Genomic DNA, 24,778 nt, shown 5'->3' with positions numbered 1-24,778 from the left:
AGGTTGCGAAATTGTCCCGTCAGGCTACGCTGAAAAAATCTGTGTGATCCACTGACCTTCCGCGTGGCCTGACAATCTGATGGATAAAATCAACGCCCTGCTCGATGAGATCTATGAAGGAGACCTGCCCGCCATCGCGCGCGAGCGTCTGCTGTCACATATCCGCGCCGCGCGCGACAGCGTGAAAATGCCACGTAAAGCGCACTGGGATGAGAAAGATGTGGTGCTCATCACCTACGCCGATCAGTTTCGTGAGCCGGAGCAGCCCACCCTCGCCAGCTTTACACGCTTTTATCAGCAGCACCTGCAGTCTGCTTTTAACCTGGTGCACCTGCTGCCATTCTTTCCCTACTCGTCCGATGATGGCTTTTCGGTTATCGACTACCACAAAGTCAATCCGATCTGCGGTGACTGGCAGCAGATTGCGGCGCTGCACAGCCAGACGCGGCTGATGTTCGACTTTGTCTGCAACCATATCTCGGCGCACAGCGCCTGGTTTCGTCACTATCTGGCGCAGGACCCGGGCTGGGATGATTTTTTTATCAGTATGCCGCCGGCCACCGATCTCAGCGCCGTGACCCGCCCGCGCACTTCGCCGCTGCTTACGCCTTTTACCCTGGCCGACGGCAGCACGCGCTATATCTGGACCACCTTCAGCGCCGATCAGATCGATCTTAACTTCGCCAGCCCGGATGTGCTGATCCGTATGATCGGCGTGCTGCTCGACTACCTGAAAAAAGGTGCGGATTATGTGCGGCTGGATGCGGTTGGCTATATGTGGAAAACGCCGGGCACGCGCTGCATTCACCTGCATAAAACCCATTTGCTGGTGAAGCTGTTCCGCGCCGTCGCCGATGTTGTTGCGCCGGGCACGGTGATCATCACGGAAACCAACGTGCCGCACCAGGATAACATCAGCTATTTTGGCCGCGGGGATGATGAAGCGCAGATGGTATATCAGTTTTCTCTGCCGCCGCTGGTGCTGCAGGCGATCCATGCCGGTTCAGCGCGCGCGCTGCGTCAGTGGGCCGCCTCGCTGACGCCCGGCAGCGGCAGCACCACCTTTTTTAACTTTCTCGCCTCGCATGACGGTATCGGCCTGAATCCGGCGCGGGGCATTCTGTCAGAGCCTGAAATTGTTGCCCTGGTGCGTGAGCTGGCGCTGGAAGGCGCGCTGGTGTCATATAAAAACAACCCCGACGGCACCACCAGCCCCTATGAAATCAACGTTACCTATCTCGATGCGCTTAACCATCAGACCGATGATGATGAGACGCGCCTGCGCCGTTTCCTGCTGGCGCACGCCATTCTGCTGGCGTTTCCGGGCGTGCCCGCGATTTATATTCAGAGCATCCTCGGCTCGCGTAACGATAACGAAGGGGTGCGCGCTGCCGGCCACAACCGCGCCATCAATCGCGAAAAATATAGCCTGCGTGAAATGGAGCAGTGGATCAGCGGCGGCGACTGGCTGCGTCAGCAGGTGTTTGAACGGCTGAGTGCGCTGATCCAGCTGCGCACCCGCCAGCCCGCTTTTCATCCCGATAACGCCATGACTCTGCTGGAGAGCGACAATGCAGTCCTGCTGTTTCGCCGCCACGCGCCAGATGAAGAGGGGCTGCTGTGCCTGTTTAACCTGAGCAGCCGTGAAATTACCGCCACGCTGCCGCAGGCGCGACACTACCAGGATATCGTCAGCGGGCAAAAGGTGGACGGCAGCGCGCCGGTGACGCTCGCTGCCTGGCAGTTTATGTGGCTACGTGGATAAACTGCGTCACGTGCCCGCAGAACGCCTCAGGATGTGAGATAAACGGCGCATGCGCTGCCTTTTCCATGACCACTGACGGGGAGCCGGGCCAGCGCGCATCCAGCTCGGCGGCAATACGTCGCGGTACCAGCCCATCCAGCGCCCCATAGAGGCGCAGGAACGGCACGCTAAGAGTGTCCAGCGTCGGGCGCAAATCGCTCTGCCGCAGAATCTCCAGCCCGCTCTGCAGCGCCGCAACTGACGGCATCGGCTGCGACAGCACCACCTCTTTCAGCTGACGCGCATCCTGACGCGCATTTTCTGTCCCCATGGTCTGTAATGCCAGAAAGCGCTCAACGGTGCGCCGGAAATCGTCACTGAGCTGCTGCTGAAAACCGGTCAGGGTGTCGGGCTTAATCCCCGGCCACTCCGCCTGCGCGGTAAAACAGGGCGAGGAGGCTACGCTGATCAATGCAGAAACGCGCGCCGGCTGCAGCAGCGCCAGCTGGCTGGCCACCAGCCCGCCCAGTGACCAGCCCAGCAGCGTGGCGCGTTCAGGCAGCTGCGGCAGCAGCTGTTGCGCCATCTGTATCAGCGTCAGCGGACCGGCCGCTGCGCTGCGGCCAAATCCGGGCAGATCCACCAGATGCAGGCGAAAATGGGGACTGAGTCGCGGAACAATGTGTTGCCACACTTCGGCATTCAGTCCCCAGCCGTGCAGCAGCACAAGATCGCGATCGCCCGCGCCCGTGGTGTGCCAGTAAAGCGAACTCATCGGTTACACTCCCGAAAAGTGAAAAAGAGGTCGCTATGCTATCAACCCCGGCCCGCTGCTGGCTATGCCATCTTCCGCTGCAGATTGCACACCACGGCTTATGCACTCTCTGTCTGCATCAGCTGCCGCTCCTGCCGGCGCTCTGCCCCTGCTGCGGCCTGCCAGCCACTGCAGCGCAGCGCTGCGGTCGCTGCCTGCGTCAGCCGCCGCCGTGGCATCGCTTAACCTGCGTCAGCGATTACACTCCGCCGCTGAGTGACTGGGTACAGCAGCTGAAATTTTCCGGCGCGATCGCACTCAGGGTGATGCTGGCGCGGCTGCTTTTGTTAAAATTGTTAACAACGCGCCGGAATGAACCCGCTACGGCGTTCGATCTGGTGCTGAGCGTGCCGCTGCATCATCAGCGCGCCTGGCAGCGCGGCTTTAATCAGTCAGCGCTGCTTGCGCAGCCGCTCGCACGCTGGCTGAGGTGTGAGTATCGTGAAGGTGTCAGCCGGATACGTCGCGGCAGCACCCAGCATCAGCTTAATGCCCGCGCGCGCCGTCATAATCTGCGCAGCGCGTTCCGCCTTGAAATGCCGGTGCAGGATCGCCATATCCTGCTGATTGATGATGTGGTCACCACCGGCAGCACCGTAGCGGAGATTAGCCGCCTGCTGCAGGCTGAGGGCGCCGCCAGCATCCATATTGGCTGCCTGTGCCGTACCTTGTAGAGCGTCGGTGTTGGGCGTATTATAACCAGGTAATTTAGTCAACTATTGAGCAATCGCCATGATCCGTATTACTGATACTGCGCAAGAGCATTTCGCAAAACTGCTGTCAAAACAGGAAGATGGCACCCAGATCCGCGTATTCGTTATTAACCCGGGTACGCCAACCGCCGAGTGCGGCGTCTCCTACTGCCCGCCTGACGCGGTAGAAGCAACGGATACCGAACTGAAGTTCGATAAACTCTCTGCCTATGTGGATGAGCTGAGCGCACCCTATCTTGAAGATGCAGAGATTGACTTCGTTACGGATAATCTCGGCTCTCAGCTGACCCTGAAAGCGCCAAACGCGAAAATGCGTAAAGTCTCTGACGATGCGCCGATGGCAGAGCGGGTCGAATATCTGCTGCAGGCGCAGATCAATCCGCAGCTGGCCAGCCACGGCGGCCGCGTGTCGCTGATGGAGATCACCGATGATGGCATCGCCGTGCTGCAGTTTGGCGGCGGCTGTAACGGCTGCTCGATGATTGATGTCACGCTGAAAGATGGCATTGAGAAAGAGCTGCTGGCTGCCTTCCCGGAGCTGAAAGGGGTTCGCGATCTCACTGAACACCAGCGCGGCGAACACTCCTACTACTGATAGTTTATGCGGCAGCGCCCTGCGCTGCCGCGGTTTTACTACGCTTTACGCGCCTCGCTTACCGTTTTCAGCAGTTTCTTCACGCCCTTATCCGCAAACGCCTCTTCCAGCGTAAAGCTCCACTTGCGTCGCCAGTTAGGATACTCATCTGTTGTGCCCGGCACGTTAACCGGCGTTGTCATGCCCATCCAGTCCTCCGGCTGCAGGCCCAGCAGCGTGCTGCGGGTAAGCGCCAGAAAGCGATGGATAGCCTGATTAAAGGCTGGCGTCAGCGCCTGTTTTTCCGCCTGCTTTGCACTGCGCGCCGGCATGGCCCCGGCCTGATGCAGCGCATCCAGCAGCGCCTGTTTCTGTTCCACGCGCTGCGCCTGCAGCGACTGCAGCGTACTGCCTTTATACATACCCAGCTTCTCGCCCAGTGCCAGATCCTCCGCCTGCCAGAAGCCGCTCAGCGTCGGCAGATCGTGCGTGCTGGCACTGGCGATGGACTGCGGCGGATAGCTGTCGGGCAGGCGATAGCGCCCCTCTTTTTCCTGTTCGAAGAACAGTACTTTCCAGGAGAAAACTCCGCTGTCGCGCAGCAGTTTGACAATTTCCTGCGGCACGGTGCCGAGATCTTCGCCAATCACCATGCAGCGCATCCGCTGGCTCTCCAGCGCCAGAACCGCCAGCAGATCCTCTACCGGATAGGAGACGTAGGCGCCTTTATCCGCACCTTCCCCATGCGGGATCCACCACAGTCGCAGCAGCGACATCACATGGTCGATGCGCAGCGCGCCGCAGTCGCGCATATTCGCGCGCAGCAGGTCGATAAACGGCTGATAGCCACGCGCGCGCAGCACGTGCGGATCGAGCGGCGGCAGCCCCCAGTTTTGTCCCAGCGGTCCCAGCGGATCGGGCGGCGCGCCGACCGAAGCGCCAAGTTTATATAGCTGCGGATCCTGCCAGGTTTCGGCACTATGTTCAGCCACACCTACCGCCAGGTCGCGGTAAAGCCCCACCGCCATACCCAGCTCCTGACTGCGCTGCCAGCAGTCACTGAACTGCTGATGCGCCAGCCACTGCAGCCAGCTCCAGAAGCCAATCTCCTCTTCATGCTGCGCGCACCAGGCCTGGACTTCCGGCTGCGCAGCACTGCGTAAACCCTCCGGCCAGGTTTCCCAGCCCCACCCCTGCTCATCCTGCCCGCTGCGCTCAGCCAGAATGCCATCAAACGCGGCCTGATAACGCAACGCGTCGCCGCCCGCCGTCAGAAACGCCTGGTAATCCGCTTCCTCTGCCGCCTGCGGCTGATACTGCTGCCAGGCCAGACGCAGCGCCTCCAGCTTGAGTGCCGCCACTGCCGCATAGTCAACTGCCTCCACCGCGCGCGCCTTCTCCAGCGCCTTGCGGGTTTTCGCACTCTTCCACCAGCGCTGTGCAGCGGCGCTCTGCTGAAATGCTGCCACCTGGCTGACGTCAATATAGAGAATATTCAGCCAGCGGCGCGACGCCGGGCTGTAGGGGCTGGCGAGATCGGGCTGAGCCGGATAGAGCGCATGCAGCGGGTTAAGGCCAATAAAGTCGCCGCCGTGCGCCGCTACCTGCTCCAGCATCCGTTTTAAATCGCCAAAGTCACCGATACCCCAGTTCTGCTCTGAGCGCAGCGTATAGAGCTGCACCAGCGCACCCCAGCGTTTTTCTCCCTGTGCCAGCGGTTCAGGCAGGTAGCAGCGACGCGGCGCAATAATCAGGCGCGACTGCCACTCCTGACGCCCTTTACGCAGGCTGAGCTGATGATAGCCCTGCGTCAGACGCGGCGGCAGCGTCAGCATCTCGCCACCCTGTACCGTGCCGCTGTGGCTTTTGCCCTGCTCAGTGGTCAGCTGCCAGGTAAATTCACCTTTGCCACCCACCGCAAGCTCGCGCCGGGCGCGTGCCACAAAGACCTGCACCGGCGGCACCGGCGGCGCTTTACCTGCCGGCGCCTCCATTACCGCCAGCAGCGCCTCTTTGGTCTCATCGCTGATGGTTTCCTTTTCCCCTCTGGCATTCACAAAACGCAAGGCAATTCCCGCCGCTTCTGCGGCCTGATCCAGTTTATTGAGAGACATCAACGCTCCTTTCGCGTCCGGGCTGGCGGATAGAGATCAAAAGGATAAGTAAAGTCGCGCCTGGTGAAAAAAGCGACCGGATCGGAAGGGAGAGGGAAAAAATAGCTGCCGGGCGCGTGGCCCGGCGCAGGATCAGCAGAGTTCGAGATGGACCTCATGCTGCTCAATCACTTTAAGCACGCTGGCGGGAGGCTTCTGATCGGTAAACATGTAATCAATCAGTCCCATATTGCCCAGATTGACCATAGCGTTACGCCCGAACTTTGAGTGATCCACAACCAGCATTACGCAGCGCGAATTGTCGATGATGGCTCGTTTGGTCCGGACTTCATGGTAGTCAAACTCCAGCAGCGAGCCATCCATATCGATGCCGCTGATACCGAGAATGCCGTAGTCGAGGCGGAACTGCGAGATAAAGTCGAGCGTGGCTTCGCCCATGATCCCGCCGTCACGCGTGCGCACTTCTCCGCCGGCGATGATCACCCGGAAATCGGGCTTGCCCATCAGGAGAATGGCAACGTTAAGGTTGTTCGTGACAATCCGCAGATCGTTATGGTTCAGCAGCGCATGGGCAACCGCTTCGGGTGTAGTACCGATATCAATAAACAGCGTTGCGCCATCCGGGATCTGACTGGCCACGCGCGCGGCGATGCGTGCCTTTTCTGCCGACCACATCATTTTACGATCCTGCCAGGCGGTATTTTCCGAACTGGAGGGCAGCGCCGCGCCGCCGTGATGGCGCTGAATTTTATTCTGATCGGCCAGATCGTTTAAATCCCGGCGGATGGTCTGCGGACTGACCGCAAAATGCTCAACCAGCTCTTCCGTACTGACATACCCCTGACGCCGGACCAGATCGATAATGGCGTCATGACGTTGCGTCTGCTTCACATCTCTCTCCTCGGCTTGCAGCCGTGTTCTTTTTATCTCTGATGACGGGCAGCGTGGCGCGTATCCACAAACGCCATAGCCAGCCCGACCAGCAGGCCGGTCACGTGCGCGGCATTAGCAATTGCCAGACCAAATGCGCCGTACCAGCCAATTACCAGCCATACAATAGCGAAACCAATCAGTCCGCGCTCCAGATAAATACCGCTTTCGGGATCGCGCTCGCCGCGCAGCCAGCAATAGCCCATCAGCGCATAGACCACACCCGAAAGACCGCCAAACAGCACGCCGCTGAATTTGGCCTGCATCCAGCCGCTGAGCAGCGCAGAGATCAGCATAATCACAAACAGCTTGCCGCTGCCGAGTCGCTTCTCGACCGCTCCGCCGAGATACCACCACCACATCAGGTTAAACAGGATATGCAGCAACGAAAAGTGCAGCAGCGCATGGCTGAACCAGCGCCAGACCTGAAAATATTGCGAGGCGTCAGCCGGCCAGCCCAGCCAGGCCAGCGCGACATCATCACCCGCAATCTGCATCAGAATAAACACTGCGACGCAGAGCGCCATCACCGAAAGCGTCAGCGGTCCGGCGCGTTCGCGAATCGTGGCCCAGACGTTGCTGCGCTCATAGTGCAGCCCGCTGCGGGTGCTGCCGCTGCGCCAGCTGGCCGCCTGATAGCGCGGGTGATTAGGGTCGCGAACGAATTGCGCAAGTTCGTTTTCGACCATCTGCAGCTGGCTCTCATCATCCAGCACGATCACAAAGTGACTTTCCTGCTCTATGCGCAGCGTCACACCGCGCGTCGCCATATAATCCACAAACGCCTGCGCGGTGCGGGCGTGGCTGAACCGGGTAATACGCATCATGCTGCGCTCTCCTTAAGATGGCGGGTCAGAGACTACCGGTCGCGGTCTGCGCAGGAAACGCTGCACGCCAGGCGTCAAACCCGCCATCAATGCTGTACACCTCACTGAAACCCTGCCCCAGCAGAAACTGCGCGGCGCCTTTGCTGCTGTTGCCGTGATAACACATTACCAGCACCGGCAGATCGCGGCGCGCCTGCGCGATAAAGTCCGCCAGGTTGTCATTGGAGAGATGCTGCGCGCCAGCGGCATGTCCCAGGGCGAAACTCTGTGGATCGCGAATATCGACTAACTGCGCGCCCTGCGCCAGCTGCGTGTTTGCCTGCTGAACGTTAATACACTCGAAGGTTTCCATCGTTATCTCTCATTTAGCTGTTCTGTTTGCGCCTAGTTTACCCTGAGAAACAGGTGCCATAACCTGATAAAGAAAAGGGTTATCTGTTTTTTTTCCTGCCGGAATGTTAGCTGCATCACGCAGGAATGTTTTTATTGCGTTAAAGACTGGCGAAAATGTTGGTTTCCGATTATTATTACGCTCGAAAACGAACATTTTAGAACTATTCCGAACATCGGAGGAGATGACGTGGAAACCAAAGACCTGATCGTGATCGGCGGCGGCATCAACGGAGCCGGCATTGCAGTGGACGCTGCAGGACGCGGACTGTCTGTGCTGATGCTGGAGGCGCGGGATCTGGCGTGTGCCACCTCCTCCGCCAGTTCCAAACTGATTCACGGCGGCCTGCGCTACCTTGAGCACTACGAATTTCGCCTGGTTGGTGAAGCGCTGGCCGAGCGCGAAGTGCTGTTAAAAATGGCACCGCATATCGCTTTCCCGATGCGCTTCCGCCTGCCGCACCGCCCGCACCTGCGTCCGGCGTGGATGATCCGTATGGGCCTGTTTATGTATGACCGCCTCGGCAAGCGCACTACGCTGCCGGGCAGTAAAGGTCTGCGCTTTGGCGCGGAGTCGGCGCTGAAGCCGGAAATTACGCGCGGTTTTGAATATTCCGACTGCTGGGTGGATGATGCCCGCATGGTGGTGCTGAACGCGCAGGAAGTTGAGCGTAAAGGTGGCGAAGTGCGCACCCGTACCCGCGTTAACCGCGCATGGCGTGAAGGCGGCATGTGGATGGTTGAGGCAGAAGAGGTCGATACCGGCAAAATTCTGACCTGGCGCGCTAAAGGCCTGGTTAATGCGGCCGGCCCGTGGGTTAAACAGCTGTTTGACGACGGCCTGAAGCTGAAATCCCCTTATGGCATTCGCCTTATTAAAGGCAGCCATATCGTGGTGCCGCGCGTGCACACCGAAAAGCAGGCTTATATTCTGCAGAACGAAGATAACCGTATCGTGTTTGTTATTCCGTGGATGGATGAGTTCTCTATCATCGGTACCACCGACGTTGAGTACAAAGGCGATCCGAAAAACGTTAAAATTGATGAGGAAGAGACGCGCTATCTGCTGAAGGTGTTTAACGCGCACTTCAAAAAGCAGCTGACCTCAGATGATATCGTCTGGAGCTACTCCGGCGTGCGTCCGCTGTGTGATGATGAGTCAGATTCACCGCAGGCGATCACCCGCGACTATACGCTGGACGTGCGTGATGATAACGGCGGGGCGCCGCTGCTGTCGGTGTTTGGCGGTAAGCTGACCACCTATCGCAAGCTGGCAGAGCATGCGATGGAGAAAATGGCGAAGTACTACCCGAACGCCGGCCCGGCCTGGACAAAAAATGCCGTGCTGCCGGGTGGTGATTTCTCCGGTACGCGTGAGGACTACGCTGCCGGTCTGCGTCGCCGCTATCCCTTTATCAGCGAAAACATGGCGCGGCACTATGCCCGCACCTACGGCAGTCGCACCGAAATGCTGCTTGAGGGTGCCACCAGCCTGACCGATCTGGGCGAGAATTTTGGTCATGAGTTCTATGAAGCTGAACTGCGTTATCTGGTCAAAAACGAGTGGGTACGTGAACTGGATGATGCTATCTGGCGCCGTACCAAGCAGGGTATGTGGCTGAACACGGCCCAGCAGGCGCGCATCAGCGAGTGGCTGGCGCGCAACAGTCAGAAGCCGGCGCTTTCGCTCGCATCGTAAGGTCTGTTATCCGCTTTACCGACCCCGCACCCGCTGCGGGGTTTTTTATGTCGCCGGATAACCGATTCAGGAAGAGCGTGCAGGGATAACAGAACAGCGCCGCTGCCCCACAGAAGCGGCAGCGGCGCTGGCACAGAGCAGCAATCAGAGTCCGGCGTGTTCGCGGATATATTTGCGCGCTTTTACCGCATATTCAAACGGGTTGGCAATAGCCGGATCCTGCTCCGCCTCTACCACCATCCAGCCTTTATAGCCTGCCTCGTCGAGAATTTTAAACACCGGCGCGAAATCGATCGCACCATCTCCCGGCACGGTGAAGGTGCCTTTCTTCACGCCATCAAGAAACGACAGGGATTTCCCGCGCACTTCAGCCACCACTTCGTCGCGCACATCTTTCAGATGCACGTGGAAAATACGCGGCAGATGCGTGGTCAGTACGTCCAGCATCGCCTGCTGCGATCCTTCAGAGTAGTAAATATGGCCGGTATCATAGAGCAGGCCTACGCTGTCGTGGGTCAGCGCCATAAAACGGTCAATCTCTTCCGGCGTCTGGATCCCGGTTCCCATATGGTGGTGCAGCGTCACGCGCATGCCCTTTTCTGCGGCAAGCTGCGCCAGTTCGTTATAGCCTTCCGCCGTCAGGCGCCACTCTTCGTCACTGAACACCGGTTTCTGCTCAAACACGGCCAGCGTGGTACCCTGAATACTTTTGCTCTGCTCTGAACAGCCGATAACGCGCGCGCCCATCGCATGCAGGAAGTTCATATGGTTGATGAACTCATCGATGGTCTTCGCCTTATCGCCGTTAGCAAAAAAGGTGCTGAACCACGCGTTGCAGATCTCAATGCCGCGGATATCGAGCATCGGTTTCAGAATCGCCGGATCGCGCGGGTATTTACTGCCGACTTCGCTGCCGGTAAAACCGGCCAGCGCCATTTCACTGACCGTCTGCTGGAATGTGTTCTCTTTGCCCAGATCGGGCATGTCGTCATTGGTCCAGCCGATCGGCGCTATCGCCAGCTTTACATTCTCTTTGTTCATCTTCAAATCCCGGAATCAGGGCAGCGGAGCAGTCGCGCCGCTGCAAAAAAAGTAGCAGGTTATTTGCTGTAAAATGCCGGACGCGGTGGCATTTCAACCGGCTCAATCGCGCCGCTGTTCTGTGCTTTCAGGCAGGCGTCAGCTGCTACTGAAGCGGCAAAGCCATCCCATGCGGAAGGTCCGGTAAGCTCACCGGCTTTAACATCGTTAATAAACGTCTGCAGCTCGACGTCATAGGCGTCGATAAAGCGATCTTTCCAGTCGGTCAGCAGCGGCGTTCCGAGGCGCGCGTTTTTACGCGTCTGGATCGCCGACGGCTCTGGCAGACGGGCAATGCCCTCTTCCCCCACCACTTCACACTGGATATCGTAGCCATAGGCGCAGTTCACAAAGATCTCCACATCGATGCGGATCCCTTTCTGCGTTTCAAACAGCACAATCTGCGGATCCTTCAGCTGCGCATGCGATTTTGACGTGACGCGCGGAAAGACCACCTGTACCGATTTATAGTCATCCTCCGTCAGCCAGCGCAGCACATCCAGCTCGTGGATCAGCGTGTTGGTGATAGCCATGTCGGTGGTGTAGTTCTCACCCACGCTCTGATTACGGTGCGCGCAGTGCAGCATCAGCGGTTCGCCAATCTCACCTTCAGTAATCACTTTTTTCAGGGCGCGATAGCCCGCGTCATACGGGCGCATAAAGCCCACCTGCACCAGCCGTTTGCCGTGCTGAATTTCCGCATCCACAATACGGCGGCAGCCTTCCGCACTCATCGCCAGCGGCTTTTCACAGAATACCGGCTTGCCGGCAGCGATAGCCGCCAGGGTAAACTCTTCATGCGTCGGGTCCCAGGAGGTCACCAGAATGGCGTCAACCTCCGGCGAGGCGATCACCTGATGACCATCCTGATAAACCTCCGCGCTGATATTCAGCCGCTGCAGCGCCGCCCGGGCCCCCTCAACGTTGATGTCGGAAACCGCCACCACTTTTGCGCCCTGCAGTACATTGTTACAGCGACGGATATGCTCCTGACCAATTGCACCGGTCCCGATTACCCCAAGTTTGAGCGTCATGATTACACCTGTAGAGTCAGATAAGAGATAAGACGGCCGATCTGCGCCGGCCAGAAGCGTTAATATTTACGTGCCTGCTGAATGTGCTGATTCAGCTTGTCAGCGACCTGCTGCGTACGCTCAGATTCAGAGGTTTGCGCCACGCCGACGTTCCACCAGCTGAAATATTTGTGCACCATGGTTTTTGGCAGCACTTTGATATCAATCAGGGTGGAGACGCTTTGCTGCTGTGCGTCGGCCAGCGCCGCCTTCAGCTGCTCAAGCGTGGTGACGCGGTAGGTTTTGCAGCCGTACCCGGCGGCAATGGCCGCAAAGTCCACCGGCACAAAGCCGCCATCGAGCCGCCCCCCTTCCGGATTACGGAAGCGGAATTCGGTCGTAAAGCTGTCCATACCGTGTTCCATCTGCAGGTTGTTAATGCAGCCGTTGGTCATGTTATCCAGCAGGATGACGTTGATCTTCGCGCCCTCCTGAATCGACGTCACCAGCTCTGAGTGCAGCATCATGAAAGAGCCATCACCGACCATGGCATAGACCTCACGCTGCGGCTGGGCCAGCTTTGCCCCCAGCGCGGCGTTGACTTCATAACCCATGCAGGAGTAGCCATACTCCACGTGATAGTCGTTGTAACTGCGGGTGCGCCAGACGCGCTGCAGGTCGCCCGGCAGGCTGCCCGCTGCGGCCACAATGACCGCGTCATCCGGCAGCTGCTCGTTCAGCGTGCCGAGCACGCTACTCTGCGTCAGCACGGATTGAGTAAGACGCTGAAATTCGGCAAACAGCGCGTCGCGATCGATATGGTCAGCAATTTCCGGAACGAAATCATCGCTGTTCCAGGTAGCAGCATAGACGCGCTGCGTCTCCTGCCGCAGCTGACGCTGCGCCTCTTCTATCTGATCGCCCCAGTGGCTTTCAAAGCCCTGCAGCTGCTGCGCCAGCGCGGTCAGCCCTTCGCGCGCATCGGCGAGCAGCTGCACGCCATCGAGCTTGTAGCTGTCGAAGTTGCTGACGTTAAGATTAAGGAAGCTGACCTCCGGATGGCGGAAAATCCATTTTGACGCGGTGGTGAAGTCGGTATAGCGGGTGCCGATACCGATAACCAGATCGGCCTCTTTCGCCAGCAGGTTAGCGGCCAGAGAGCCGGTTTCCCCCACGCCCCCCAGGTTCAGCGGATGTTCGGAACTCAGCGTGCCTTTGCCCGCCTGCGTTTCCGCAAACGGAATCGCGAAGCGCTCAGCAAATTTCAGCAGCACCTCGCCCGCTCCGGAGTATTTGACGCCACCGCCCACGACAATCAGCGGCTTGTGCTTGCGCGCAATCAGCGCCAGCGCAGCCTCAAGCTGCGCAGGAGAAGGAAGGCGGCGATCGAGCCGATGCACGCGCTTCTGAAAGAAGTAGTCCGGGAAATCCCACGCTTCGCCCTGTACATCCTGCGGCAGGGCGAGCGTCACTGCACCGGTTTCGGCGGGATCGGTCAGCACGCGCATGGCGTTAATACAGGCGGACATCAGCTGCTCCGGGCGGCTGATGCGATCCCAGTATTTGCTGACGGCGCGGAAAGCATCATTGGTACTGATACTTAAATCGTGGCTCTGCTCAATCTGCTGCAGCACCGGATCGGGCTGGCGGGTCGCAAACACATCGCCGGGGAGCAGCAGCAGCGGAATACGGTTGGCCGTGGCGGTTGCCGCAGCGGTAATCATGTTGGCCGCGCCCGGGCCTACCGACGAGGTACAGGCGATAATCTGACGGCGCAGCGACTGTTTGGCAAAGCCGGTCGCAGCATGCGCCATACCCTGCTCGTTGCGTCCCTGATACACAATCAGATCGCCGCTATCCTGCTCCAGCGCCTGACCCATACCGAGTACGTTACCGTGGCCGAAAATGGCGAACACGCCTTTCACAAACTTGCTCTCTGCGCCATCGACATTCAGATATTGATTATCGAGAAACTTCACCAGCGCCTGTGCCGTTGTCAGTCTGATCGTGCCCATATCTCTTTTCCTTTACTTGCCGGCATCCGCAGAGGAGCCTCGCGACCCGGAGCAGGCTGTCTAGCTGCCCCGCGCATAAGTGAAACATGCGGCGATTATAAACAAATATTTTTTCCATAAAATACAATTACAGAAGAAACATTTCATTTTGCGATGGAGATCAAATTCAGCACAGTAAAGTGACTGAGCAGCCATTTCTGCGTGGCTAAAGTGGAACGAAGCCAGAAAGCGTGGCGCGGTTGTGAACTTTTGTTTCACCCGGAGAGCTTCTGCTATTTACCTGATATTTCCTGCGATCGGCTTCACAGCCCGGAGATGCCGCGCCAGTTTACGACGTTATCCCTGCTCTGTTGCGCAGAGCGGTAATTTTACCTGGCTCACAAAATAAAGATGTATGTTTCATTTTATGTTGTTTATGAAATATTCATTCCTCATACTGATTTTCCAGCCAGTCAGGCATTCTGAGAACCCGACAGCAGCGCACCCGACACGGGCGATGATGTTCGTGCCTGCTTATCACAGAAGGAAACTATAGGTATGAGTACACAACAGAAGCGGCTTGATGTGATTTGTATCGGACGCATCGCCGTTGATCTCTATGGTCAGCAAATCGGTTCGCGCTTAGAGGATATGACCAGCTTTAATAAATATCTGGGTGGCTCCTCAGGCAACGTGGCGTATGGCACAGCCATTCAGGGGCTGAAATCTGCGATGCTGGCGCGCGTCGGCGATGAACATAACGGCCGTTTTTTACGTGAAGAGCTGCAGCGCGTCGGCTGTAACACTGACGGCCTGATCACCGATAAAACGCGTCTGACCGGACTGGTGATCCTCGGCATTAAAGATGAAGAGACCTTTCCGCTGATCTTCTATCGCGATAACTGCGCGGATATGGGGCTGGTGCCGGATGATATTCAGGAGGCGTTCATTACTTCTTCACGCGCGGTCGCGATTACCGGCACGCACCTTTCCCATCCGGATACCCGCGCCGCCGTGCTGAAAGCGCTGGATATTGCCCGTCGCAACGGGCTGCGTACCGCGCTGGATATCGACTATCGGCCGGTATTGTGGGGCCTGACCTCACTGGGCGACGGTGAGACGCGCTTTATTGAATCGGGCCAGGTGACCCGCCAGCTGCAGGAAGTGCTGCACTATTTTGACCTTATCGTCGGCACCGAAGAGGAGTTTCACATTGCCGGCGGCAGTACCGATACGCTGACGGCGCTGAAAAATGTGCGCCAGGCAAGCCAGGCCACGCTGGTGTGCAAGCGCGGTCCGCTGGGCTGCGTGGTGTTTGAGGGCGATATTCCGGACAGCTGGGAACAGACCCGGCTGCAGAGCGGCGTGCAGGTTGAAGTGCTGAACGTACTGGGTGCGGGCGATGCATTTATGTCCGGTCTGCTGCGCGGCTGGCTGAACGATGAGAGCTGGGAGCAGGCGTGTCGCTACGCGAATGCCTGTGGCGCGCTGGTGGTGTCGCGGCACGGCTGCGCGCCGGCAATGCCTACTAAAGCGGAGCTGGATGATTTCCTCAGCCGCGACCGTGAGGTTAAACGACCAGATCGCGATACGCGCCTTACTCACCTGCACCGGGTCACCACGCGCCGGCAGCAGTGGCCGGAGCTGAATGTGTTCGCCTTTGACCACCGTAAACAGCTGGCCGATATGGCGCAGGAAGCGGGCGTCAGCGAGACGCGCATTCCGCAGTTGAAACTGCTGCTGCTGCAGGCGGCGCAGGAGGCGGCGGCAGAAGCAGGCCTGAATGAAAAGAGCGGCATTCTGGCCGATACCACCTACGGGCAGAAAGCGCTGAACGCAATTACCGGCAAAAAGTGGTGGATTGGTCGGCCGATTGAGCAGCCCGGATCGCGGCCGCTGCGCCTGGAGCATGGCAATATCGGCTCGCAGCTGATCGACTGGCCGGCGGAGCACGTGGTGAAGTGCCTGGTGTTTTACCATCCGCACGACAGCGCTGAGCTGCGCGATGAGCAGGATGCGCTGCTGCTGGATGTCTGGCGCGGCTGTAACAAGAGCGGGCATGAGCTGCTGGTAGAGGTGATCCTGCCGGAGAGCAATCCGGATCACAACGAGTCTTACTATCATGAGATGCTGAGCCACTTCTACAGCCTCGGCATTCAGCCCGACTGGTGGAAACTGCCGCCGCTCTCTGCAGAGAGCTGGCAGGCGATAGGTGCGCTGATTGAACAGCAGGATCCGTACTGTCGCGGCATACTGCTGCTTGGCCTGGACGCGCCGGAAGATAAGCTCAAGGCGGGCTTTGCCGAGGCGGCGCAGGCGGAGTGGGTAAAAGGATTTGCCGTCGGGCGCACCATCTTTGGTCAGCCTTCACGTCAGTGGCTGAAAGGCGAGCTGGATGACCAGACGCTGATTAAGACGGTAAAAGGCAACTATCTGCGCCTGATTGGTTACTGGCGCGCGGCGCGCGGTTAGGTCCGGCGGGCATTGTTTCCGCACACCCTCTCCCCTGGCGGAGAGGGTGCAACCCTCTGCTTCAGCTCTTTCCCGTGCCTCTCTCTTTCCAGCCTCCGATTACTTCACCGCAAACCGTACTGCCGCCACGCGGTTTTGTGAGGTATTGCATAATCCAATGAAATAGATGCGCTGCTGATGACAATTGAATGAAATTTTCCATCCATCTGGTACTATAGCGCTCATTATCCAGCCATTTTTCTTTTGTTAACGGGCCGAAGCAATGACCAATAATCCAACCCAGCTCACTCTGCTACAGGACGATATCCGTCGTCGCTACGAGACGCTGAGCAAGCGTCTGAAGCAGGTGGCTCGTTATATTCTCGATAACAGCAACAGCATCGCTTTTGATACCGTCGCCTCTATCGCTCAGCAGGCTGATGTACCGCCCTCCACGCTGATCCGTTTTGCCAACGCTTTTGGCTTCAGCGGCTTCAATGAAATGAAACAGGTGTTTCGTCAGCATCTGATGGAAGAGACCGTTAATTATACCGAGCGCGCGCGCCTGTTTCGCCAGACGGCCACCGATGACAGCGCCAGCTCGCCGGAAAGCCCGATGGAGATCCTCAACGTCTTCACCATGGTTAACAGTCAGGCGCTGCAGCAGCTGGCGATGCAGATAAACCCTGAACAGCTCAACAAAGCGGTACAGATGCTGAATGAGGCGGAGAATATCTACATTATTGGCCTGCGCCGCTCCTTCAGTGTGGCTTCTTATCTGGTGTATGCGCTGCGTCACCTTGAGCGCCGCGCGTTCCTGATTGACGGTCTCGGCGGCATGTTTGCCGAGCAGCTGAGCATGGTGAATCCCAAAGATGTGGTGATCGCTATCAGCTACTCGCCCTACGCCCGCGAAGCCGTTGAGCTGGTCGAGCTGGGCGCCCGACGCGGCGCGCATCAGATCGCTATCACCGACAGTCAGGTCAGCCCGCTGGCCGCCTTCAGCGACGTCTGTTTTGTGGTTCGTGAAGCGCAGGTCGATGGATTCCGTTCTCAGGTTGCTTCACTCTGCCTGGCGCAGACGCTGGCCGTGTCGCTGGCGCTGACTAACAGCAGCGAGCCGGAATAACTGCACCCATAAAAAAGGGCAGCGCGCTGGCTGCCCTTTTACCCTCCATACCGCGACTCAGCGGCTGCGTGGATAGCTATCGCTGTTTACCCAGGCGTGATCTTTCTCCCAGGTAAATTTCCACTGCCGTACCGGTCCCGCCATTACGTTGAGATAGTAGTTGTCATAGCCCGCCAGCGTGGCGACCGGGTGGTAACCGCGTGGCACCATGACCACATCGCGATTGCCGGGCGCCATACAGACATCCAGCGAGCGATCGTCGGTATAGACCCGCTGCATAGCAAAACCGGGTTCCGGATCAAAGCGATGGTAGTAGGTCTCCTCCAGATAGGTCTCATCCGGGCTCGCTTTATCATCATGCTTATGGCTTGGCCAGGAGCTGGTCGCTCCTTCACCGGTATAAACCTCCACCACCAGCAGGCTGTCCGCCGCTTTGTTATCCGGCAGAATATTATGCACCAGACGCTGGTTACGCCCTTTGCCGCGATGCTCAATGCCTACCTCTTCCGGCGGGATGAGCCGGGCCGGCAGATCGCCATGTCCCGGCGCGCTGCATACGGCCAGCTCAAGATCGGTTTCTGCGGTGATCTCCGCCTGATCGTGGTGCGGCACATAGACTGACCACGGGGGAGTCCGCTCAAACGGCGACATGCGCTTGCCAATACCGGCAAAGGCAGCGTGACGGGTTTTAACCGACGCCCGCCCGGCGACCAGCACCAGGCAGAGCTCTTTCTCACCACTCTGCAGCGTCAGCGTCTCGCCCTGCTTTAGCAGGTAAGCCGCAAAGCCAACGTATTCCCAGCCTGCGCTCTGCGGCGTGACGTGCTGAATACGACCGCTGCTGTCAGGCTGCTGTGCTTTTGAAATCAGGGACATGCTTTCCTCCTGTGACCGTCTCAACCCAGCGTAGGCATACTGAATTCCGATACGGTCTGCTGGCCGCTGGGCCAGCGTACGGTGGCAGTTTTCATCCGCGTATAGAAACGTACGCCATCCGGGCCGTGCACATTCAGCGCACCAAACACGGAACGTTTCCAGCCGCCAAAGCTGTGGAACGCCATAGGAACCGGCACCGGAACGTTTACGCCCACCATGCCCGCCTCGACGTTCTGAATAAACTCGCGCGCGGTGTGGCCATTGCTGGTAAAGATGGCGCTGCCGTTACCAAACTCATGGCTGTTAACCAGCTGCAGTGCGCTGCTATAGTCGCTGGCGCGCATAATGCTCAGCACCGGGCCAAAGATCTCCTCACGCCAGATCACCATATCGGAGGTGACATTATCGAACAGCGTGCCGCCTACATAGTAGCCCTCTTCATGGCCCGCGACCCGGATAGTGCGGCCATCGACCACCAGCTTCGCCCCCTCCTGCTCACCTTTATCGATGTAGCCGAGCACTTTTTTCTGATGAGCGGCAGAGACCACCGGACCCATCTCATTCTCTTCCGCGCCCTGCTGCATGCCGGGCCCCACGCGCAGCGCTTTGATCAGCGGCGTCAGGCGGGCGATCAGTTTGTCCGCGGTATCATCGCCGACGGCAACCACTACCGGCAGCGCCATGCAGCGCTCGCCCGCTGAGCCAAACGCACCACCCATGATGGCATTGACGGTGGCATCCAGATCGGCATCCGGCATGACGATAGCGTGGTTTTTCGCTGCGCCAAACGCCTGTACGCGTTTACCGTGCGCGCTGGCCGTTTTATAGATGTGCTCCGCAACCCTGGATGAGCCGACAAAGCTGACGGCCGCGATGCGCGGATCTTTATACAGCTGTTCTGCGTCATCATTAGATGAGTGCACAACGTTGAATACGCCATCCGGCAGGCCCGCTTCTTTCAGCAGCTCCGCCATACGCACCGATGCGGACGGATCCAGAGCCGGTGGTTTGAGAATAAAGGTATTTCCGCACGCCAGTGCGATCGGGAACATCCAGAGCGGCACCATCGCCGGGAAGTTAAATGGCGTAATGCCTGCCACCACGCCCACCGGTTGCATCAGTGAGTAGCTGTCAACGCCGGTGCCTACGCCCGGCGAGTTTTCGCCTTTCAGCAGGTGCGGAATGCCGCAGGCAAACTCAATCACCTCAATACCGCGCGTCAGCTCACCGAGCGCATCTGACCAGACCTTGCCATGTTCTGAGACGATCAGGGCTGCCAGCTCATCACGGTGCTTTTCCATCAGCGCTTTGAAATTAAACATGACGCGCGCACGACGCAGCGGCGCGGTTTTCGACCATTCCGGAAAGGCAGCGTGCGCTACCGCAATCGCCTGCTCTACTTCTGCAGCGGTGCTTTGCGTCAGCTCACGCACCACTTTGCCGGTTGCCGGATCGTAAACCGGAATGGTTTCATTACTGGCGCTGTGCGTGATGCTGCCACCGATAAAGTTTCCAATAATAGTCATGTCGATGCCTCATTGATGTAAAGGGCCCTGCAGGCAGCAAAGGGTCAGCGTCAGGCTACCCGGGCAGGTGAGATGAAAAGCGTGCTATGAAGCTATTACAATGAAATAAATTTTTCAAATAATCTTTTTTGGAAGATTTTCTTTTAGCGGGCTGGATCGCATTTTTTCTGGCTGGCGGGGCGCTGATTACTCTCATCAGCCAACGTTCTGGTTACTGCAGATAATGTTAACGACGCATTTTTGCGAAGCGGATCTACTGTTTTACATTTCATTATTTACTTATTTTGAAACAAATGTTCTCCTCTTTTCCATCAGTATCTCTGCCTGCATGAGGTGCTCAGCGATCCTTATCTGTGTCCCTCAGGGATACTTTTGCCGTTGCTGGCCCCGGTCGGGGCCTTTTTTTTATGGCGTCTCCGCGCTGTCCGGCTGGCGGGATTTCAGCATATAGAGCGTGCAGCCCAGCGCGATGCAGACCAGCAGCGCCGTCAGCAGATAGACTCGGGACACGCCGGCATAGCTCATGATCAGGCCAGCAAGGGGTCCCGTGATGCCCAGCGCCAGATCCATAAAAGCGGTATAGGTTGCCAGCGCACTGCCCTGATTCTGCTGCGGCACCGCTTTGACCGCGACGACGCCGATAGCCGGAAATACCAGAGAAAAGCCGGCGCCGGTCAGAAAAGCCCCCAGCTTCGCCATCCACGGATCGGCCGCACCTGCGACCAGAAACAGGCCCGCTGCCTCAATGGCAAAGCAGACGCTGGCGACGCGCAGCCCGCCCCATTTGTTAATCGCATCCGGAAACAGCAGGCGCATACCCACGAACGCACTGCTGAACAGCGTCAGGGCAAACGCCGCCCCTTCCCAGCCACGTTCGCGGTAGAACAGGGTAATAAAGGTCGCAATCACGCCAAATCCGGCCGACCCCATCGCCAGCAGCACGCCATAGCCATATATTTTTCCCAGGACCGCACGGAACGGCAGCGGGCGCGCTTTACTGCCTTTAACCGCCGCACGCGGCAGCGCCAGCACCATCGCCAGCAGGCTGATGGCCACAATTACCCCTGAGAGCTGCAGCAGCCCGCCACTGCGAAACAGCGCAACGCCCAGCGGCGCACCCAGCGCCATGGCGCCATAGGTGACAATGCCGTTCCAGGAGATAACGCGCCCGATATGCAGAGAACCCGCTTTCGCCACGCCCCACAGCGATGTCCCGGTGCCGCAAAAGCTCTGGCCAACGCCGAGAATAATGCGCCCCAGGCAGAGCAGCGTCAGGCTAAGTAGCGCCTGCTCCTGTGCCAGGGCGGAGAAGAGCATACAGAGGCCGCTCAGCAGGCTGCCTGCCAGCCCCAGTACGACCACGCGCTTGGGTCCCCAGCTATCGGCAAAGCGTCCGGCATAGGGCCGGCTCAGCAGCGTGGCGATATACTGCAGGCTAATCACCACCCCGGCCCAGAACGCGCTATACCCCAGATTGTCATGAACGAACCCGGGCAGCACCGCCAGCGGCAGCCCGATAGTCAGATAGGTGGCGAAATTAAACTTCACAATAGAAAGAATCTGCAGATTCAGCCGGAGACGGCTCTGTTCCGCAGCAGCAGGCAGGTCAGGCATAGATAAACGCGCTCACGACAGGCATTTGATAACAGAAAATTAACTATACGCCTTTTCAGAGGGTATGCATCTGCTGAACGCCCTGGATCGCGCTCCTGTTTCTGGCGCTGTGCCCTGGCGTCTGCCCTGCCTGCACGTGTATAAACAATCTCTTACCCGCCTTCAGCTACACTTGGATCAGAAAAATTCCCCGCAGGAGCAGCAATGAACGAAAAGCCACAGGAGAGAATTGGCCAGAACATTCTGGTCAAGCTGGCGATGTTAGTCATTATTCTGGCAGGCATCCGCGCCGCGTCAGACATACTCGTCCCCTTTCTGCTCGCCAGTTTTCTGGCCATCGTGCTCAACCCGCTGGTCAGCACGCTGATGCGTCGCGGGCTACGCCGCGGCGTCGCTATCTCACTGGTGATTACCGTTATCTTTATTATGATGCTGCTGCTGGTCGCCGTGCTGGCAAGCTCAGTCGGTGAATTCAGCGATACCTATCCGCAGATCCGCACTATGCTGGAGCAGAAGCTGACGGTCATCCAGCATCTGGCGGCGGGTTTTCATATTAATATTTCAACCGAAACGCTGGCGCAGCACTTTGACCCGAATCTGATCATGAACATGGCGACTACGGTACTGGCGCAGTTTTCCGGCGCGATGACCAATATTGTGCTGCTGATCCTGACGGTGGTGTTTATGCTGTTTGAAGTCCACCACCTGCCTTATAAAATGCGCAACGCCCTGACAAACCCGCAGATCCGTATTGCGGGCCTGCATAAAGCGCTAAAAGGCGTCACCCACTATCTGGCTCTGAAAACGCTGGTAAGCCTGATAACCGGATTTTCTGTATGGCTGGTTCTGCTGCTGCTGGACGTGAAGTTTGCGCTCTTCTGGGGCGTGGTGGCTTTTATACTCAATTTTATTCCCAATATCGGCCCGATTATCGCCGGTATCCCGCCGTTTATTCAGGCGCTGGTGCTGAATGATATTTACGATGCGATGCTGGTCGCATTTTTGTTCAGCGCAATCCATATGGTATTTGGCAATATGCTGGAACCGCGTCTTATGGGGCGCGGGCTGGGCCTCTCTACGCTGGTGGTTTTTCTGTCGCTGATTTTCTGGGGCTGGCTGCTGGGGCCGGTCGGCATGCTGCTGTCGGTGCCGCTGACCAGCGTCACAAAAATTCTGATGGAAACCACGCCGGGCGGCAGCCGGCTGGCGATCATGCTTGGCACCGGCAGGCCGCGCCTGAAACGACGCGAGCCGCAGCGGCAGATCAAATAGCATCCGGCCTCGTCACCGTTTTGCTTTTAGCGATTAATACCTCTTTATCGCTGCTTTTAACCGCAAAACCACGATTTATCCGCTGGATAAACGCAAATTGAGCGGGAAAAAGCGGGCGATAAGCGCAACGGGCAGCGATCGTTAACGCCAGCGGGTGGCATCGCAGACGATTCACAGCCCTGCAGAGCGTAAAGAAGATGCTATGCTGCTGGCGCGGCTGATGAATGCCTAACCCCACCGAGGAGAGTCTGGTGCCTCTGCGTAAAAAACGTCGTGATTTTGGCTGGCTCTATATTGTCTGCGCCGGACTGCTGCCGCTGGTGCTGGGCATCGTCTGTACGGCGATTGAAGCGCGCCATATGGTCAGGCAGCAGCAGGTGGCAACAGCCAATATTCTGCTGGCTCAGGCGGAGAAAATGAGCGACAACGCCTGGGGTATGATCGCCGAACTGCAGCAATACCAGCATCAGACCTGCAGCGATATCGAAAAGCATCTGCAGCGCATCGGCACGCTTAACGCCTACTTTCGTTCGGTGGGGATGCTGCAGGGCGATAACATCACCTGCTCCTCCGCTTACGGCGTTAATCACGGCGCGCTTGAATCGATGATAATGCGTCCGCTGCCGGTGACGGATAAAGCCGTCTGGAGCCTCTCACTGCCAGGCACCTCGGGCGTACCGCATCGTCCGGCGGTGATTTTCGTGCGTCAGCTACCGGACAGCAGCGGTTTCTGGGCCGTTATTGATGGCCAGTATCTGATGGACTTTATGCATGCCATGGGAGAGTCCCGCGGCTATCAGATGAGCCTGCAGTTCAGCGAAGGCGCAATTATCGCCAGCGGCAACTCTAAAACGCCAGCTGAACACTATATGCAGAGCACCATGTTTCAGAGTGAATCGCCGCGTTACCCTATTCGCGTCAGCGTAACCGTGCCGCCGGCAGAGCTGATCGCCGCCTGGCGACAGGCGCTGTTTATCTTCCTGCCGATGGCCTCAATCTTCTCAATCATGCTGATGATACTGACGGCAAACTGGCTGCGCCGGCGTATCTCCTGGGCTGATGAAATCCGCCGCGCCATGCGTAATCGTCAGTTCTCGGTTCACTATCAGCCGGTGTACAGCAACATCCTGGCGCGCTGCTCAGGCGCCGAAGCGCTGCTGCGCTGGCAGCTTCCCGATGGGGAGATGGTGCGACCCGATATTTTTATTACGCATGCGGAGTCGGAGGGGATGATTGTCGATCTCACCCGCCATCTGCTGGAACTGATGAGTGAAGATATCGCCCGCTGGCCGGTGATGCCAGGTTTTCACCTCGGGTTTAATCTGGCGGCAGATCATCTGCAACATGCGGAATTTACTGAGGATATCATGCAATTTGCGCACGCTATCCGCGACAAGCAGATGCTGCTCACGCTTGAACTTACCGAGCGCAGCCTGATTCAGGATGGCGAAGCGGTGGCGCGCAAGCTGCGCTTTCTGCAGGCGCAGGGCATGAAAGTCGCCATCGACGATTTCGGCACCGGCCACTGCTCCCTCTCCTATTTGATGACCTTCCCGCTCGACTACCTGAAGATCGATCGCGGCTTTATCAACGCTATTGAGGGGCTGGAGATCGAAACGCCGGTGCTGGATGCGATTATCACTCTCTGCCATAAGCTGAAGCTGGAGGTGCTGGGCGAAGGGGTGGAAACCGCGCTGCAGCTCGCCTATCTGCAGCAGCGTCAGGTCACGTTTATTCAGGGCTATTATTATGCCCGTCCTGTCGCCAGTCAGACCTTTCTGCGCTGGCTGGAAGAGCATGGCAGCCAGCCGCTGAGCGGTATTGTCTCTGCATCGCACTGACCTCATCACAGCCCGCATGACATGCGGGTTATGTCAAAAAAAGTAAAATATTTTTTACCCCTCTGACACCGCTTTACGACCATATAATTAGCTAAAAAGTAACCACTTACTGGCTAAAACATGACAAATATCACATAAAAACGGTATACTCTGTCGCGGTTCGCAATAATTACCCGG

At 57.9% G+C, this 24,778-nt stretch carries 19 protein-coding genes; 8 read left to right on the top strand and 11 right to left on the bottom strand.

Annotation, left to right across the window (positions count from 1 at the left end; genetic code table 11):
• Nucleotides 1-79 precede the first annotated feature (79 nt).
• Nucleotides 80-1,765 carry an alpha-amylase family glycosyl hydrolase gene (locus B4056_RS13805; RefSeq protein WP_039380965.1) on the top strand — a complete coding sequence of 562 codons (1,686 nt, stop codon included), beginning with the start codon at nt 80-82 and terminating at the stop codon, nt 1,763-1,765.
• Here B4056_RS13805 and bioH read toward each other — a convergent pair.
• Nucleotides 1,746-2,519 carry a pimeloyl-ACP methyl ester esterase BioH gene (gene bioH, locus B4056_RS13800; protein WP_288655032.1) on the bottom strand — a complete coding sequence of 258 codons (774 nt, stop codon included), beginning with the start codon at nt 2,517-2,519 and terminating at the stop codon, nt 1,746-1,748. The two genes, B4056_RS13805 and bioH, sit on opposite strands and share 20 nt — an antisense overlap.
• Nucleotides 2,520-2,554: 35 nt before the next feature.
• Here bioH and gntX point away from each other — a divergent pair, with 35 nt between their 5' ends.
• Both gntX and nfuA read left to right on the top strand, forming a co-directional pair.
• Entirely contained in the window at nt 2,555-3,232 is a 678-nt protein-coding gene (gene gntX / locus B4056_RS13795) for a DNA utilization protein GntX (protein ID WP_039380970.1), read from the top strand.
• Between the two features lie 58 nt (nt 3,233-3,290).
• Nucleotides 3,291-3,866: a Fe-S biogenesis protein NfuA gene (gene nfuA, locus B4056_RS13790; RefSeq protein WP_039380973.1), complete on the top strand. Its 576-nt coding sequence runs from the start codon at nt 3,291-3,293 to the stop codon at nt 3,864-3,866.
• Nucleotides 3,867-3,904: 38 nt separating this feature from the next.
• Here nfuA and malQ read toward each other — a convergent pair whose 3' ends face one another.
• The 4 genes from malQ to glpE all read right to left on the bottom strand — a co-directional run bounded on the left by malQ (nt 3,905) and on the right by glpE (nt 8,068).
• A complete protein-coding gene (gene malQ, locus B4056_RS13785; RefSeq protein WP_039380975.1) occupies nt 3,905-5,959 on the bottom strand; it encodes a 4-alpha-glucanotransferase in 2,055 nt (684 codons plus the stop codon).
• Between the two features lie 132 nt (nt 5,960-6,091).
• On the bottom strand, nt 6,092-6,850 hold the full coding sequence (locus B4056_RS13780) for a DeoR/GlpR family transcriptional regulator (RefSeq protein WP_039380978.1): 759 nt from the start codon (nt 6,848-6,850) through the stop codon (nt 6,092-6,094).
• 32 nt (nt 6,851-6,882) lie between these two features.
• Entirely contained in the window at nt 6,883-7,713 is an 831-nt protein-coding gene (gene glpG, locus B4056_RS13775; RefSeq protein WP_039385660.1) for a rhomboid family intramembrane serine protease GlpG, read from the bottom strand.
• Nucleotides 7,714-7,741: 28 nt separating this feature from the next.
• Nucleotides 7,742-8,068, bottom strand: coding sequence for a thiosulfate sulfurtransferase GlpE (gene glpE, locus B4056_RS13770; RefSeq protein WP_039380980.1), 327 nt, complete (start codon nt 8,066-8,068; stop codon nt 7,742-7,744).
• Nucleotides 8,069-8,296: 228 nt separating this feature from the next.
• Here glpE and glpD point away from each other — a divergent pair, with 228 nt between their 5' ends.
• Nucleotides 8,297-9,805: a glycerol-3-phosphate dehydrogenase gene (gene glpD, locus B4056_RS13765; protein WP_288655030.1), complete on the top strand. Its 1,509-nt coding sequence runs from the start codon at nt 8,297-8,299 to the stop codon at nt 9,803-9,805.
• Between the two features lie 144 nt (nt 9,806-9,949).
• On the opposite strand, the gene iolE is transcribed toward glpD, so the two are convergent.
• From iolE to iolD, 3 genes are read right to left on the bottom strand one after another with little or no spacing between them, the layout of a single operon-like run.
• The gene (gene iolE, locus B4056_RS13760) at nt 9,950-10,846 is read right to left on the bottom strand and encodes a myo-inosose-2 dehydratase (protein WP_094111187.1); all 897 of its coding nucleotides are present in this window, start codon (nt 10,844-10,846) and stop codon (nt 9,950-9,952) included.
• 59 nt (nt 10,847-10,905) lie between these two features.
• The gene (locus B4056_RS13755) at nt 10,906-11,919 is read right to left on the bottom strand and encodes a Gfo/Idh/MocA family protein (RefSeq protein ID WP_288655028.1); all 1,014 of its coding nucleotides are present in this window, start codon (nt 11,917-11,919) and stop codon (nt 10,906-10,908) included.
• A gap of 59 nt (nt 11,920-11,978) precedes the next feature.
• Nucleotides 11,979-13,913: a 3D-(3,5/4)-trihydroxycyclohexane-1,2-dione acylhydrolase (decyclizing) gene (iolD, locus tag B4056_RS13750; protein ID WP_288655026.1), complete on the bottom strand. Its 1,935-nt coding sequence runs from the start codon at nt 13,911-13,913 to the stop codon at nt 11,979-11,981.
• A gap of 537 nt (nt 13,914-14,450) precedes the next feature.
• Between iolD and B4056_RS13745 the strand changes: the two genes are divergently transcribed.
• Nucleotides 14,451-16,364 carry a bifunctional 5-dehydro-2-deoxygluconokinase/5-dehydro-2-deoxyphosphogluconate aldolase gene (locus B4056_RS13745; protein WP_288655024.1) on the top strand — a complete coding sequence of 638 codons (1,914 nt, stop codon included), beginning with the start codon at nt 14,451-14,453 and terminating at the stop codon, nt 16,362-16,364.
• Nucleotides 16,365-16,626: 262 nt separating this feature from the next.
• Nucleotides 16,627-17,472, top strand: a complete 846-nt coding sequence (locus B4056_RS13740) for a MurR/RpiR family transcriptional regulator (RefSeq protein ID WP_039380996.1) — start codon at nt 16,627-16,629, stop codon at nt 17,470-17,472.
• Nucleotides 17,473-17,529: 57 nt separating this feature from the next.
• On the opposite strand, the gene iolB is transcribed toward B4056_RS13740, so the two are convergent.
• The 3 genes from iolB to B4056_RS13725 form a co-directional block, all read right to left on the bottom strand.
• Nucleotides 17,530-18,348 carry a 5-deoxy-glucuronate isomerase gene (gene iolB / locus B4056_RS13735; RefSeq protein ID WP_104086010.1) on the bottom strand — a complete coding sequence of 273 codons (819 nt, stop codon included), beginning with the start codon at nt 18,346-18,348 and terminating at the stop codon, nt 17,530-17,532.
• A gap of 20 nt (nt 18,349-18,368) precedes the next feature.
• The gene (locus tag B4056_RS13730; RefSeq protein WP_288655022.1) at nt 18,369-19,874 is read right to left on the bottom strand and encodes a CoA-acylating methylmalonate-semialdehyde dehydrogenase; all 1,506 of its coding nucleotides are present in this window, start codon (nt 19,872-19,874) and stop codon (nt 18,369-18,371) included.
• Between the two features lie 405 nt (nt 19,875-20,279).
• Complete coding sequence (locus B4056_RS13725) at nt 20,280-21,488, bottom strand: MFS transporter (RefSeq protein ID WP_094111183.1); 1,209 nt, start codon at nt 21,486-21,488, stop codon at nt 20,280-20,282.
• A gap of 204 nt (nt 21,489-21,692) precedes the next feature.
• On the opposite strand from B4056_RS13725, the gene B4056_RS13720 reads away from it, so the two are divergent.
• Together B4056_RS13720 and B4056_RS13715 are read left to right on the top strand one after the other, a co-directional pair.
• The gene (locus B4056_RS13720) at nt 21,693-22,760 is read left to right on the top strand and encodes an AI-2E family transporter (RefSeq protein ID WP_166714452.1); all 1,068 of its coding nucleotides are present in this window, start codon (nt 21,693-21,695) and stop codon (nt 22,758-22,760) included.
• Between the two features lie 251 nt (nt 22,761-23,011).
• The gene (locus B4056_RS13715) at nt 23,012-24,601 is read left to right on the top strand and encodes an EAL domain-containing protein (RefSeq protein WP_288655068.1); all 1,590 of its coding nucleotides are present in this window, start codon (nt 23,012-23,014) and stop codon (nt 24,599-24,601) included.
• Nucleotides 24,602-24,778: the final 177 nt, after the last annotated feature.

Source organism: Pantoea sp. UBA7232 (assembly GCF_002473195.1).
Lineage (GTDB): Bacteria > Pseudomonadota > Gammaproteobacteria > Enterobacterales > Enterobacteriaceae > Pantoea > Pantoea eucrina.
The sequence above is the reverse complement of the archived record's forward strand: the minus strand, read 5'-3'. Positions and strand labels throughout refer to the sequence as shown.